Origin of the sequence: Micromonospora sp. M71_S20, assembly GCF_003664255.1 — a bacterium.
GTDB lineage: Bacteria > Actinomycetota > Actinomycetes > Mycobacteriales > Micromonosporaceae > Micromonospora.
Window position 1 is genome coordinate 4254427 of record NZ_RCCV01000001.1, and the last position, 13324, is coordinate 4267750.

Annotated in this window: 12 protein-coding genes; 7 read left to right on the plus strand and 5 right to left on the minus strand. The window is 74.5% G+C overall.

Going from position 1 to position 13324, the window contains the following annotated elements; genetic code table 11:
* Nucleotides 1-63 precede the first annotated feature (63 nt).
* The 5 genes from DER29_RS18330 to DER29_RS18350 form a co-directional block, all read right to left on the minus strand.
* Nucleotides 64-1536 (minus strand): NAD(P)/FAD-dependent oxidoreductase, encoded by a 1473-nt coding sequence (locus DER29_RS18330; protein ID WP_121398438.1) that lies wholly within the window; start codon nucleotides 1534-1536, stop codon nucleotides 64-66.
* Complete coding sequence (locus DER29_RS18335) at nucleotides 1533-1793, minus strand: (2Fe-2S)-binding protein (protein WP_121398439.1); 261 nt, start codon at nucleotides 1791-1793, stop codon at nucleotides 1533-1535. Before DER29_RS18335 ends, DER29_RS18330 begins: the two co-directional genes overlap by 4 nt.
* 43 nt (nucleotides 1794-1836) lie before the next feature.
* The gene (locus DER29_RS18340; RefSeq protein WP_121398440.1) at nucleotides 1837-3024 is read right to left on the minus strand and encodes an FAD-binding oxidoreductase; all 1188 of its coding nucleotides are present in this window, start codon (nucleotides 3022-3024) and stop codon (nucleotides 1837-1839) included.
* Nucleotides 3021-3941 (minus strand): dihydrodipicolinate synthase family protein, encoded by a 921-nt coding sequence (locus DER29_RS18345; RefSeq protein ID WP_121398441.1) that lies wholly within the window; start codon nucleotides 3939-3941, stop codon nucleotides 3021-3023. Before DER29_RS18345 ends, DER29_RS18340 begins: the two co-directional genes overlap by 4 nt.
* 72 nt (nucleotides 3942-4013) lie before the next feature.
* On the minus strand, nucleotides 4014-4550 hold the full coding sequence (locus tag DER29_RS18350; protein ID WP_089000224.1) for a helix-turn-helix domain-containing protein: 537 nt from the start codon (nucleotides 4548-4550) through the stop codon (nucleotides 4014-4016).
* A gap of 302 nt (nucleotides 4551-4852) precedes the next feature.
* On the opposite strand from DER29_RS18350, the gene DER29_RS18355 reads away from it, so the two are divergent.
* From DER29_RS18355 to DER29_RS18385, 7 genes are read left to right on the plus strand one after another with little or no spacing between them, the layout of a single operon-like run.
* Complete coding sequence (locus tag DER29_RS18355) at nucleotides 4853-6460, plus strand: ABC transporter substrate-binding protein (RefSeq protein WP_121398442.1); 1608 nt, start codon at nucleotides 4853-4855, stop codon at nucleotides 6458-6460.
* 7 nt (nucleotides 6461-6467) lie between these two features.
* The gene (locus DER29_RS18360; RefSeq protein WP_199729347.1) at nucleotides 6468-7556 is read left to right on the plus strand and encodes an ABC transporter permease; all 1089 of its coding nucleotides are present in this window, start codon (nucleotides 6468-6470) and stop codon (nucleotides 7554-7556) included.
* On the plus strand, nucleotides 7553-8470 hold the full coding sequence (locus tag DER29_RS18365; protein ID WP_121398443.1) for an ABC transporter permease: 918 nt from the start codon (nucleotides 7553-7555) through the stop codon (nucleotides 8468-8470). Before DER29_RS18360 ends, DER29_RS18365 begins: the two co-directional genes overlap by 4 nt.
* A 3-nt stretch (nucleotides 8471-8473) precedes the next feature.
* Nucleotides 8474-9451, plus strand: a complete 978-nt coding sequence (locus DER29_RS18370) for an ABC transporter ATP-binding protein (RefSeq protein ID WP_121398444.1) — start codon at nucleotides 8474-8476, stop codon at nucleotides 9449-9451.
* Nucleotides 9448-10431, plus strand: a complete 984-nt coding sequence (locus tag DER29_RS18375) for an ABC transporter ATP-binding protein (RefSeq protein WP_121398445.1) — start codon at nucleotides 9448-9450, stop codon at nucleotides 10429-10431. Before DER29_RS18370 ends, DER29_RS18375 begins: the two co-directional genes overlap by 4 nt.
* Before the next feature lie 10 nt (nucleotides 10432-10441).
* The gene (locus DER29_RS18380; protein ID WP_121398446.1) at nucleotides 10442-11680 is read left to right on the plus strand and encodes an amidohydrolase family protein; all 1239 of its coding nucleotides are present in this window, start codon (nucleotides 10442-10444) and stop codon (nucleotides 11678-11680) included.
* Nucleotides 11677-13323 carry a DUF885 domain-containing protein gene (locus DER29_RS18385; protein ID WP_121398447.1) on the plus strand — a complete coding sequence of 549 codons (1647 nt, stop codon included), beginning with the start codon at nucleotides 11677-11679 and terminating at the stop codon, nucleotides 13321-13323. The genes DER29_RS18380 and DER29_RS18385 overlap by 4 nt, the downstream gene beginning before the upstream one ends.
* Nucleotide 13324 lies beyond the last annotated feature (1 nt).

A 13324-nucleotide genomic window follows, 5' to 3' on the forward strand; every position in this document is an offset into this window, starting at 1 on the left:
GCCCAAGGTCGGTACGGCCGGGCTGCGGGCGGCCCGATCAGCGGCGGGCGGCGGGCGCTCCGGTCAGGGCGCGCAGGGCGGGGCCTGCGTGTCGCCGGCCGCGAGGGCGCGCAGCGGGACCGGCTTGACCGGCGCCTGCGCGGTGAACGCCCCGACCTCCTCCGGCCCCCGGCCGGTCAGCGTGCAGATGAGCTGACAGAGGCCCGGCTGGCAGGACCGGCCCTGGCACAGGCCCATCCCGACGCGGGTCACCAGCTTCACCGCGTTCGCGGTGCCCAGGTGCGGGTTGGCCCGCAGCGCGCGGCGCACGTCACCGGCCCGCACCTCCTCGCAGCGGCAGAGCACGGTGTCGTCGGTGACCAGGCTGCCCAGGGCCGCCCGGTCCGGCGCGAACCGGTCGAGCACCTGGGTGACGAAACGTCGCCGGCGCCGCAGTTCCCGGCGCACCGGGCCGGCCAGCGCGGCGGCCCGGCGCTCGTCGAGCAGCCCCAGGTCGCGCAGCACGCCGAGGGCGGCCAACCGGCCCTCGACCACCGCCTGCTCGGCACCCGCGACGCCGGTCAGCTCGCCGGCCACCGCGATCCGGGGCACCGAGGTGCGCAACCACTCGTCGTGCCGGACCACCCAGCCGCCCGCGGGCGAGTCCCAGGTCACCGCGCAACCGGCCTGGCGGGCCAGCTCGACGGAGGGGACGAAGCCGTACCCCAGCGCCAGCACGTCGCAGGGCACGTCCCGGTCGGTCCCGGGCACCGGCTGCCCCGTGGCGCCGACCTCGGCGAGGGTCACCCTGCTCAGGTCCGGATCGCCGTCGGCGCGGCGGACCACCGTGGCGAACCGGACCGGCACCCCCGCCCGGCGCAGCACGCGCAGCGCCCCGACGCCCTCAGCGATCTTGCCGCCCGCGCCCGCCGCGGCGGCCAGCCCGGCCGGTCCGGGCAACAGGTCGCGGCGGCGTTGGACCAGCGCGACCTCGACCACCCGGGCACCGGCGCGCACCAGTTGGGCGGCGACCACCAGCAGCAGCGGATGCCCCCCGGCCAGCACGAACCGGCCGCCCGGCAGCAGGCCCTGCGCCTTGACGAACGTCTGCACGCCGCCCGCCGTGAGCACTCCCGGCAGGGTCCAGCCGGGAAACGGCACCGGCAGGTCGTACGCGCCGGCGGTGAGCAGCACCGCCCGGGGTTCGAGCAGGCGGACCCCGGCCGGGCCGTGCGTGGCGACCCGGTAGCGGCCCGGCGGTGGCTGCTCGCCCGCGTACCCGTCGAGGCCGGCCCGGGTGCCGAGGACGCCCCACACCGTGGTGTCGGCGAGCCACCGGACGCCGGGAGCGGCGGTGGCCTCGGCGAGCAGCGCCCGACCGGCGGAGGACGGTGCGGCCGGCGGGGCGAAGCCGGCCGGCGGCCGGCGGTGGATCTGCCCGCCCGGCTGCTCCTGCTCGTCGACGACGGTGACGGCGGCGCCGTGCCGGCCGAGGGTGGCGGCGGCGGCCAGCCCGGCCGGGCCGGCGCCGACCACCACCACGTCGGGCGCGCTCACCGGGGCACCGCCGTGCGGACCCGCATGTCGGCCCGCACCCGGATCAGGCAGGACCGCTGGCAGGGCACGTCATCCACGGTGACGACGCACTCGAAGCAGACGCCCATGTTGCAGTAGGGCCCCCGGCGGGCGCCGCCGCGCGTGGTGCCGACGGCCCGCTGCCCGGCGGCGAGCAGCGCGGTGGCCAGCGACTCGCCCGGGTGGGCGGACACCGGCCGCCCGTCCACCTCGATGGTGACCGGCGCGGGCCGGTGCATCGCGGTGCGCCTCGGCGCCTGCGCGGGCTCCGGCGGACGGTGTTCAGACAAAGTTCAGCGCTCCGAAGCGGGAGGGTGAGTAGTCCTCGATCGACCGGTCGGGCTCGCCGGTGACGACCATGGCGGCGAGCAGCCGGGCGTAGGTGAGACCGAGGGTGAAGGCCGAGCCGCCGGTGGCGACGTACAGTCCCGGCCGGCGCGGCACCGCGCCGAGCAGCGGCAGATGGTCCGGGGTGAGCGTGGTCATGCCCGTCCACGTCCGGATCACCGGCAGGTCGAACACCGCCGGCACCACCCGGGCGGCGTCGGCGTTGCCCACCAGCGACTCGTACCGCAGCTCCGGGTTGGTCTCCAGGTCGACCCGCCCGGCGCGGCTGACCAGCTTGGCCGGCCATCCGCCACCGATCAGCACGTTGCCGTCCTCGGTCTGCTTCATCGACAGCCGCCGGCCGACGTGCTGGATCAGGTGCGGCAGGAACGGCCGGCTGCGGGCGGTGGCGCTCATCGTCAGCCCGACCGGGAAGACCGGCAACCGGACGTCGGCCATCGCGGCCAGCTCGGCGGTCCAGACGCCCCCGGCGAGCACGACCGTGTCGGCCAGGTGGGTCTCCCCGGCGGTGTCCCCCGGGCCGGCCCCGGTGCGCAGTTCCCAGTGCCGGCCGCGCCGGTGCAGCCCGGTGACCCGGCAGCCGGTGCGCAGCACGGCACCGTGGCGGCCGGCGGCCCGGGCCAGCGCCGGGGTGACCAGCCGGGGGTTGGCCTTTCCTTCGCCGGGCACGTGACCGGCGGCGAGCACGGTGTCCGCCAGGTACGGCGCGAACCGGCGCAGCTCCGGGCCGGAGAGCACGGCGACGTCGAGCCCGTACTCGCGTTCCAGGGCCGCCTTGCGATCCAGCACGGCGATCTCCGCCGGGGTCTCGGCGAGCATCAGCCCGCCGGTGCGGGACACTCCGCAGCGCTCGCCGAGCTCGTCCTCGATGGTCGCCCAGGCCCGCACGGCGTCCAGGTGCAGCGGCAGCGCGCGGGCCGCCGCCCGGGCCGCGTCGTCGCCGTGCTCGACCATCCGGAACTCCAGCTGGAAGTGCAGGCTGCCCGCGTTCTGCCCGGAGGCGTGCCGGTTGACCTGGTCCTTCTCGACGAGCAGGACCCGATTGCCGGCGCGGGCCAGGTGCCAGGCGGTCGCGCAGCCGAGCAGGCCGCCGCCGACGACCGCCGTGTCGTACACGGTCACGGCAGCAGGTCGAGCTGGGTCATGGTGGCCCGGACGCGGTCCTGTTCGGCGGGGGTCAGCGGGAGCAGCGGCGCGCGCACGTGGCCGGCCGGCACGCCGCGCAGCGTGAGCGCGTACTTCATGATCGCCTGCGCGTTGCCGAACCGGGCGCCGTAGTCGGGCCCGAACCAGTCCTCCATGATCACCCGGTCGCGGGCGCCGAGCATCCGGGCCCGGTCAAGGTCCCCGGCGCGCAGGGCGCGGAAGAAGTCGGGGTGGTCGGCGCCGAGCACGGCGCCGGCGCCCATCAGCCCGTCGCCACCGATCGTGGTCATCAGCTCGATGCCCACCTCGTTGGTGGGGATGCCGAAGTAGCGCACCCGGTGCCGCAGGGCCACCAGGCTCCGGACGAAGCCGCCGAAGTCCGGAGTGGAGTTCTTGACCGCCACCACGGTGTCCAGCGCGCTCAGCTCCAGCAGCAGGTCAGCGTCCAGGTCGACGCCCGTGCCGCGCGGCCAGTTGTAGACGCAGAGCGGCAGGTCCACCGCCTCGGAGACGGCCCGGTAGAAGGCCACGACCTCGGCCCGGGTGGGCACCACGTACGGCGGCGGGGTGAGCAGGATGCCGTGCAGGCCGGCGTCCCGGGCGGCCTCGGCGTGCCGGATCGCCTCCGCCGGCGTGTACGCGTTGCAGCCGCCGAGGACGGTGAGCCGGTCGCCGACCCGCTCGGCGGCCGTCCGGAACAGCTCGGCCCGTTCGTGTTCGCTGAGACTGAACCACTCGCCGGTGGTCCCGCCGACGATCACCCCGTGCAGCCGCTCGGCGGCGAGCCAGTCCAGTTGCCCGCGCCAGGCGGCGAGGTCCAGCTCACCCGTGGCGGTGAACGGGGTGGTGACGGCCGGCAGGTAGCCGAACCAGTCGACGCTGTCACGGTCCACTGCGGGTCCTTTCGACGGGCGGCGTCGTACCGCCCACGTGCGCGACGTGGGCCGGGTGACGTGCCGGGTGGGTCAGGGGGTCGGCGGGGTGACCGCGATGATGAGCCGGGCCCGCTGGTCGCTGGCGTTGCGGTAGAGGTGGGGCAGCCGGGAGTCGAAGGTGATCGCCTCGCCGGTCTTCAGCACGTACTTCTCGCCGCCGATCTCGGCGACGACCTCACCGGTGACGGCGATCGCGCACTCGGTGGAGGGGTGCGCCCACGGCTCGGTGGAGCTGGCGTCGCCGGGCGCCAGCTCGGCTTCGAGCACCTCCAGGTCGCCCCGCCCCGGCGTGAGGCGGTCGTAGGCGATCTGCCCGGGAGGCGCGGCGAGCCGGGACCGCGAGCCGGGCCGGCTGATGTGCACCAGCGGGGCGTCCGGCTCGGAGAACAGCGCCGCTATGGAGGTGTCGAAGACCTTGGCGAGCTTACGCAGGGTGGCCAGGCTGGGGTCCGTGGCGCCGTTCTCGATCTGGCTGAGCAGGGCGGGCGACACGTCGGCCGCGGCCGCGAGCTGGCGCAGCGTGAGGGAGTGCTGCTGGCGCAGGTCGCGGAGCTGGTCACCGAGCATGCGTCTTTCCTCGTTCCGAAAACAGTGTGGCTAGAAATGTTTGACGTGACTATACGCCGCTGTCTAGGGTGGTCAAACACAAGGTGAACGTGTTTGGCGCTACTAGACAAGCGGCGTCGAGGCACGAACCGGACACGAGTTCTGTCCGGGTACATCCAACCCCATGACGGCACAACGGCGCAGACCCGCGAAGCCGCCACGGTTGGCACCAACGGCCCGGCCGCGGCGCCACCGACGTCGCCGGGTGTGACAGCCCCAGAGCCCGTCCCGCGCGGGCCGGCCCATACGAAGGTAGGAACAGCATGTCGGTGTCCCCTCGCCGGCTCCGCGTCGGAGCGATCGCTCTGGCGGCGCTGGCCATAGCCTCCAGCACCGCGTGCAGCGCGGGCGGCAGCGGAGGAAGTGGAGACGGCGGTTCGGCCAAGACCCTCACCGTCAACACCTCGTTCGTCCTCAAGACCCTCGACCCCGGCCGGATCTACGAGGCGACCGGCCTCACCGCCGTGCACTCGCTCTACGACACCCTGCTGACCTTCGAGGGCTCGGACGTGAGCAAGCCGGTCCCGGCGCTGGCCGAGTCGTACGAGGCGTCGCCCGACGCCAAGACCTTCACCTTCAAGCTGCGCGAGGGCGTGAAGTTCTCCGACGGCACCGCGCTGACCGCCGACGACGTCGTCTTCTCCCTCAACCGGCTGAAGAACGTCAAGGCCAGCCCGGCCGTCATGGTCAGCGGCCTCACGTTCGCCAAGACCGACGAGCGGACCGTGGTGGTCACCTCGGCGACCGCCGACCCGAACATCCCCGTGGTGCTCGCGATGCCCTCCACGGGCGTCGTGAACTCCAAGGTCGCCAAGGAGCACGGCGCGACGGACGCCGCCGACGCCGCCAAGAACGACACCGCGCAGCAGTACCTCGACACGAACTCCGTCGGCAGCGGCCCGTACGTGCTCAAGTCGTACGACCCGTCGGCGCAGGTGGTGCTGGAGGCCAACCCCAACTACTGGGGCGACAAGCCCGAGTTCAGCCGCGTCGTGCTGCGCAACATGGACGTGCAGACCCAGAAGCTGACCATGCAGCGGGCCGGCGGCTCCGAGATCGCGCTGGACATCTCCGGCAAGCTGCTGGAGGGGCTGCCGGGCAGCCTGAAGACCTCCGCCATGCAGGACACCGTCTACTTCCTCTTCCTCAACGCCGACCCGGCCGTGTCGCCGGTGACCTCGAACGCGAAGTTCAACCAGGCGCTGCGGGCCGCCATCGACTACGAGGGCATCGCCGGGCTGTACGGCAAGGGCGCCGCCCCCGGCGCCGGCCTGGTGGCCCCGGCCTACCCGGGCGCGCTGCCCGCCGAGGAGCAGTCGAAGCGTGACGTGGCGAAGGCCAAGGCGTTGCTCACCGAGGCGGGGCTGACCAACCCCACGGTCAAGTTCAACTACCCGGCCATCACCTACAAGGGGGTCGACCTGGGCACGGTCGCGACGAAGGTGCAGGGCGACGCCGCCGAGGCCGGCATCAAGCTGGAGCTGACCCCGCAGCCGCTGACCACCTTCCTCGACGAGATGCGTACGGGCAAGATGGCCCTCGGATTCACCCCGCAGAGCCTGAACTACCCGGTCGCCGACTCGCTGATCAACAACATGTCCCCCGGCCAGGCCACCGCGCTGCGCTCGGGCTGGACGGTGGAGCGGGCCGACCCGGCCGTCGTGACCGCCGGCAAGAAGGTCACCGAGACCCTCGACCTGGCCGCCCGGGCCGCCGCCATGCAGCAGTGGCAGCGGGCGATGAACGCCGCCTCGCCGTACGTCGTCCTGGCCAGCAACTCCTCCACCGTGGTGGCGAGCGGCGACCTGACCGGCACGGACTACACCGCCGCCGGTTGGCAGGTCGACCTCGCCGCGGTGGGCCGGGGGTAGCAACTCCATGACGACGACAGTCGACGACGCCGAGCCGGGCGCGGTCACCACGACCGTGTCCCGGCCCCGGCCGCACCGGGCACTGCTGTTCTTCCTGCTCAAGCGGGTGGCCATCACGGCCGGGCTGCTGCTGGGCGTCACGATCGTGACGTTCGGCCTGGTCACCGTGGTGCCCGGCGACCCGGTCACGGCCAACCTCTCCGACCAGGCGCTCAACGACCCCGCGACGGTGGCCGCGTTCCGCGAGAAGTGGGGCCTGGACCAGCCGCTGTACGTGCAGTACCTGCAGTACCTGGGCAACCTGTTCCAGGGCGACCTCGGCATCTCCCAGCAGACCGGCCGTACGGTGGCCGACGACCTGTTGCAGTACGTGCCGGCGACCATGGAACTGGCCATCCCCACCATGGTGCTGGCGCTGCTCATCGGCACCGGGATCGGCATGCTCGCCGCCGTCCGCAACGGTCGGGTCACCGACCAGCTGATCCGCGTCGGCGCGCTGCTCGGCCTGTCCACGCCGCCGTTCTGGCTGTCGCTCGTCGTGCTCTACGTCTTCTTCTACCAGCTCGGCCTGGCGCCCAGCGGCGGCCGGCTCTCGACCGACTTCAGCCCGCCGCCGACGGTGACGGGCATGTACACGGTCGACGCCGCCCTCGCCGGCCAGTGGGACGTCGCCTGGGACGCCGCCCAGCACCTGGTCCTGCCGGTGCTCGTGCTGACCAGCCTGACGGTGGCGATGCTGGTCCGGTTCGTCCGCTCGTCCATGCTGGAGGTGCTCCAGCAGGACTACATCCGGGCCGCGTACGCCAAGGGCCTGCCCGCCCGGGTGGTGTTCCGCCGGCACCTGCTGCGCGCCGGCCTGGTCCCGGTCATCACCGTCTCCGGTCTGGCCTTCGCCTCGCTGCTCTCCGGCACGGTGCTGGTGGAGAACATCTTCGGCTGGCCGGGCCTCGGCCAGTACGCGTACCGCAGCGCGACGGCGCTGGACCTGCCCGCGATCCTCGGCGTCAGCCTCTTCGTGGCGCTGGTCTACACGCTCGTCAACCTCACCGTCGACCTGCTGTACGGACTAATCGACCCGAGGATCCGCCTGTCATGACCACACTCGCACCCGATCCCGTGGCGCCCGACCCGAAGGCGACCGGGGCGCTGGCCCGGCGCCGGTGGCCGGGTCGGCTGCGCGGTCGCTCGACCGGGCGGCCCATCTGGCGGCAGCCGATCGCCGTGGCGGCCCTGGTCATCCTCGGCGGGTGGCTGCTGGCCGCGCTGTTCGCCCCGCTCGTCGCGCCGTACGACCCGCTGGCGCAGAGCCCCGACGCCTACGCGCCGCCGTCCGGCACGCACTGGTTCGGCACCGACTCCCTCGGCCGGGACGTGTTCAGCCGGGTGATCCACGGCGCCCGCCTGTCGATCCCGCTCGCGCTCGCCATCGTCTCGCTCGCCCTGCTGATCGGCGGCCTGCTCGGCCTGGTCGCCGGCTACGTGGGCCGGTTCGTCGACGAGGCGCTGATGCGTCTGACGGACCTGGTCTTCGCGTTCCCGCAGATCATCCTGGCGATGGCGGTCACGGCCGCGTTCGGGCCCAGCACCCGCAACGCCGTCCTCGCGCTGGTCATCGTCTCCTGGCCGGTCTACGCCCGGGTCATCCGCAGCGCCGTGCTGACGATGCGCGGCGAGGACTACCTGAGCGCCGCCCGGCTGCTCGGCATCGGGCCGATGCGCGCGCTGCGCCGCGACGTCCTGCCCAACAGCGTGGGTCCGGCGATCGTGCTGGCCACCCTGGAGCTGGGCAACGCCGTGCTGCTGCTCTCCGCGCTGTCCTTCCTCGGCCTCGGCCCCCGCCCGCCGGCCGCCGAGTGGGGCTCGATGGTCGCGCTCGGCTCGCAGGACCTCTCCATGTGGTGGGTCAGCGTCTTCCCCGGTCTGGCCATCCTCACCGTGGTGATGGCCTTCAACGTGCTCGGCGACGCGCTGCGCGACCGGATCGACCCCCGCTACGCGAAGGGACGTTGAGAAATGGCACCCCTGCTCGAGGTCGACTCCCTGGCCGTCACCCTGCCCGGCCCCACGGGGCCGCTGCCGATCCTGCACGACGTGTCGTTCACCGTCGACGAGGGCGAGATGGTCGGCATCGCCGGGGAGAGCGGGTGCGGCAAGAGCCTCACCGCGCAGACCCTGCTCGGGCTGCTGCCCGCCGGCGCCAAGGTCACCGGGTCGGCCCGCTTCGCCGGCACCGAACTGCTCGGCCTGGACACCAGGCGCTGGCAGAAGGTGCGCGGCGCCGGCATCGCGATGGTCTTCCAGGACCCCACCGCCGCGCTGCACCCGATGCTCACGATCGGCCGGCAGCTCACCGAACACATGCAGGTCCACCTGGGCCTGGACCGGCGGGCGGCCGACCGGCGGGCCGTGGAGCTGCTCGAGCAGGTCCGCATCCCCGACCCGCAGCGGGCGGTGCGGGCCTACCCGCACCAGTTCTCCGGCGGCATGCGGCAGCGGGCGGCCATCGCTATCGCCCTCGCCGCCCGCCCCCGGCTGCTGATCGCCGACGAGCCGACCACCGCGCTGGACGTGACGGTGCAGGCCGGCATCCTGGCGCTGCTGGACCAGCTGCGCGCCGAGACCGGGCTGGCCGTCGCCTTCATCACCCACGACCTCGGGGTGCTCAGCGCGCTCACCACCCGCGGGTACGTCTTCTACGCCGGGCGGGTGGTGGAGACCGGGCCCACCGGGGCGCTGCTCACCGCGCCGCGCCACCCGTACACGGCGGCGCTGCTCGGCGCCCGCCCGCACGGCACCCAGGCCGTCGGCACGCTGCGCCCCATCCCGGGCGGGCCGCCGGCGCCGGGACAGGCGCCGCCCGGGTGTCCGTTCCAGCCCCGGTGCGGGTTCGCCGAGCCGTCCTGCGGCACCGCGCCGCCCCCGCTCGCCCCCGCCGGCGCCGACCGGTCGGTGGCCTGCGTGGTCCGTCCGCACCTGGAGGTGGCGGCATGAACGAACCGGTCGGCTCGGGCAACCTGCTCGAGATCAGCGACGTCGAGGTGGAGTACAGGGCGCGCGGCCGGGGGCCGGTGCGGGCGGTGGCCGGGGTGAGCCTCGAGGTGGCGCCCGGCCAGATCGTCGGCCTGGTCGGCGAGTCCGGCTGCGGCAAGTCGTCGCTGGCCCGGGTGGCGGTCGGGCTGGCCGCGCCGAGCGCCGGGACGATCCGCTTCGCCGGCCGCCCGGTCACCCCGCTCGGCTGGCGCCGCCGGCCCGTGCCACAGGTCGGGCTCCAGATGGTCTTCCAGAACCCGTACGCGTCACTGAACCCCCGGCGCACCATCGGCGCCCAGCTCCTCGACGGGGTGCCGGACACGGTGACCGGCGCCGCCCGCCGGGCGCGGGTCGCCGACCTGCTGGACCGGGTCGGCATGCCGGCCGGGGCCGCGGAGCGGTACCCGCACCAGTTCTCCGGCGGCCAGCGGCAGCGGCTCGCCATCGCGCGGGCGCTCGCGCCAAAACCCCGGATGATCATCGCGGACGAGCCGGTCACCGCGCTGGACGCCTCGTCCCAGGCGCAGGTGGTCAACCTGCTCGTCGGGCTGGTCCGGGACCTGGACATGGGCATGCTGTTCATCTCGCACGACCTGTCCCTGGTGCACGAGATCGCCGACGTCACGGCGGTGATGTACCTGGGCCGGATCGTGGAGACCGCACCCACCCGTCAGCTGTGGCGCTCGCCCCGGCACCCGTACAGCCGGGCGTTGATCGACGCGGTGCCGCAGATCGGCCCGCACCCGCAGCTGCCCAGGACGCTCGCCGGCGAGGTGCCCGACCCGGCGCACGCGCCGACCGGGTGCCGGTTCCGGCCGCGCTGCCCGCACGCCTTCGCGCCGTGCGGGCAACAGCCGCCCACGCTCGACCTCGGCGGCCGCAGCGCCGCCTGCTGGCTCAACGACCCCACGGTGGCGCCGACCACCGTGCCCGCCGCGTAGAGGACTCCGCATGCACATCCCCACCGAACAGGTCCTGGTCAACCTCGCGCTCTACGACGGCGTACGGGACGACGTCCAGCGCGACAGCGGCGTCTGGATCGGCGCCGACGGCACGATCCGCGCGGTCGGGCCGGTCGACGACGTCCTCGCCGAGGCCGGCGGCGCCCGGGTGGTCGACCTGCACGGCGACCACGTCATGCCCGGCCTGACCAACATGCACGTGCACCTCTCGCTCGGGCTGCCCGGCCACTTCGGCGACGAGGTGCACCGGTCGAACCTCGCCGAGCTGGTGCTGCTGATGGCCGACTCGGCGCGGCGCACCCTGCACTCCGGGGTCACCACCGCCCGGCTCGTCGGCGAGAGCCGGTACGCCGACTTCGCCCTGCGCAAGGGCATCGAGCGCGGCGCGGTCGACGGCCCGCGGATCTTCACCGCCGGGCACGCCCTCTGCTGCACCGGGGGGCACGGCTGGGAGGCCGACGCTCTGGAGGCCGACGGGGCGGACGGGTTCCGCCGGCTCACCCGGCAGCAGATCCGGGCCGGCGCCGACCTGATCAAGGTGTGCATCTCCGGCGGCATCGCCGGCGAGTTCGAGTCGATCGACACCCCTCAGCTGCTCGACGACGAGCTGGCGGCGGTGATCCGGGTGGCGCACGACTGGGGACGCAAGGTCACCGCGCACGCCGGCCCGGCCGACTCGGTGCGCCGCGCCGTGGAACTGGGGCTGGACTGCGTCGAGCACGGCTACGAGCTGACCGACGAGGTGACCCGGCTGATGGCCGACCGGGGTGTCTGGTACGTCCCGACCATCGTGGTCAGCCGCTGCGAGCAGTTCTTCCGCGACTCCGGCGTGCCGGGCTGGCTGATGGACCGCGCCCTGGCCGCCGGGCCCCGGCACTGGGAGAGCCTCCAGCACGCCATCCGCAACGGGGTGCCGATCGCGCTGGGCAGCGACATGCCGCCGCACGCCGGCTACGACGAGACGACCGCGACCGTGCGGGAGCTGGAGTTCATGGTGGACGCCGGGATGCCCGTCGCCGACGCGCTGAGGTCCGCCACCATCCGCCCCGCGCAGTGGCTCGGCCAGGCCGACGCGCTCGGCAGCGTCGAGGTCGGCAAGCACGCCGACCTGCTGGTCCTGCGCGACGATCCCACCCGCTCGGTGTCCGCGCTGCGCACCCTGCACGCGGTGCTCAAGGGTGGCGTCGCCTACCGCGACGACCACGGCCGCCTCGGCGTCGCCCGATGACGACGATCACCGAGGTCGCCGACGGGTACCTCGACGCGCTCGCCGAGCTGGACCCGGAGGCCGCCGAGGCGGCGGGTCGTACCCCCGGATCGCACTTCGCGGACCTCTCCCCCGACGGCTTCGCCGCCCGCGCGGAGCTGGCCCGCCGCACCGCCACGGCGGCGGCCGGCGCCAGCGCCGACGGGACCGCGCAGCGGGCCCTCGCCGGCGCGCTGACCGACCGGCTGGCCAGCGAGGTCGACCTGTACGACGCGGGCTTCACCACCCGGCTGCTCGCCCCGCTGGCGACGCCGGTGCACCTGGTCCGGCAGGTCTTCGACAACCTGCCCCGCAGCAGCGCGGAGGACTGGGCGGTCGTCGCCGCGCACCTGCGCCGGGTGCCCGCGGCGCTCGGCCAGTACGCCGACACGCTGCGCTGGTCGGCACAGCGGGGACACCTGGTCGCCCGCCGGCAGGTGCTGGCGGTCGCCGACCAGTGCACCGCCTGGGTCACCGCCGACGACTTCTACGGCCGGCTGGTGGCCGCTCACCCGGGCGGGCCGCTGGCCGGGGAGCTGGCCGCCGGGGCGCGGTCGGCCGCCGCCGCGACGGCGGACTTCGCCGCGTTCCTGCGCACCGAGCTGGCGCCCCGGGCCACCGACGTCGACGGCGTGGGCCGCGACCTGTACGCCGTCACCGCGCGCAGCTTCCTCGGCGCGAGCGTCGACCTGGACGAGCTGTACGCGTACGGCTGGGAGGAGCTGGCCCGCACCGCCGCCGAGCAGCGCGCCGTCGCCGCCGAGCTGGGCCACCCGAACGTGGCGCGGGCGCGGGCCGCGCTGGACGCCGACCCCGCCGGCCGGGTGCCGGTCGGGCCCGACCTGGAGCGGTGGCTGCGGGAGCGCACCGAGCGGCTCACCGACGCCCTGGACGGCCCGCACTTCGACATCCCGGCCGCCACCCGCCGCGTGGTGTGCCGGATCAGCCCCGCCGCCTCCGGCGTCATGTACTACACCCCGCCCGACGCCGGGTTGACGCGCCCGGGCGGGATCTGGTGGTCGACGCCCCCGGGCGAGTCGACGGTGCCGGTGTGGCGGCACGTCGGGACGCTCTGCCACGAGGGGCTGCCCGGGCACCACCTCCAGCACGCGATCACCCTGACCACCGCCGAGCTGCACCCGTGGCAGCGGTCGCTGTGCCAGGTGCACGGGTACGCCGAGGGCTGGGCGCACTACGCCGAGCGCCTCGCCGACGAGCTGGGCCTCTACGCCGGCCCCGCCGAGCGGCTCGGGATGCTCGACGGGCAGATGTGGCGGGCCGCCCGGGTGGTCATCGACCTCGGCCTGCACCTGGACGTGCCGATCCCGGCCGGGACCGGTCTCACCGACGCGCGCCGGTGGACCCCCGAACTGGCCGTGGACTTCCTGATCCGCGTCGCCGGGCTGGACCCGGCGACCGCGCGCTTCGAGGTCGACCGCTACCTCGGCTGGCCGGCGCAGGCGTTGGCCTTCAAGGCCGGGGCGCGGCTCTGGCAGCAGGCCCGCCGGGAGGTCGAACGGCGCGAGGGCGCCGGGTTCGACCGCAAGCGGTTCCACCACCGCGCCCTGCGGCTCGGCCCGATGGGGCTCGACCCGCTGCGCGCCCGCCTCGCCGAACTCTCCTGAC